This window comes from Streptomyces sp. URMC 126 (genome assembly GCF_051386555.1).
Taxonomy (GTDB): Bacteria; Actinomycetota; Actinomycetes; order Streptomycetales; family Streptomycetaceae; genus Streptomyces.
Window position 1 is genome coordinate 1 of record NZ_JBPQTX010000777.1, and the last position, 285, is coordinate 285.

Consider the following 285-nt stretch of genomic DNA (forward strand, 5'->3'; position numbering starts at 1 on the left):
CCCCGACACGATCACCTGGCGGGCGAGGGGGTACCAGGGGAACAGCAGCGACACATACGGGTTCCCGGCGATCTCCCGTCCCTTGCGCGAGCCGTAGTTGGTGTAGAAGACGAAGCCGCGCTCGTCGAACTGCTTGAGCAGCACCGTGCGCGAGCTGGGCCGCCCCTGCTCGTCGGCCGTCGAGACGACCATCGCGTTCGGTTCGTGGAGCCCGGCGGCCACCGCCTCCTCGAACCAGCGCAGGAACTGCCCGTAGGGGTCGGGGGCGAGATCCTCCTCCCGGAG

At 69.5% G+C, this 285-nt stretch carries 1 protein-coding gene; it reads right to left on the reverse strand.

The annotated features are described in order from the left end of the window. Positions 1-285 (reverse strand): pyridoxine/pyridoxamine 5'-phosphate oxidase (locus tag ACSNOK_RS33870; RefSeq protein ID WP_436784585.1); only part of this gene is annotated, 285 nt, incomplete at both ends.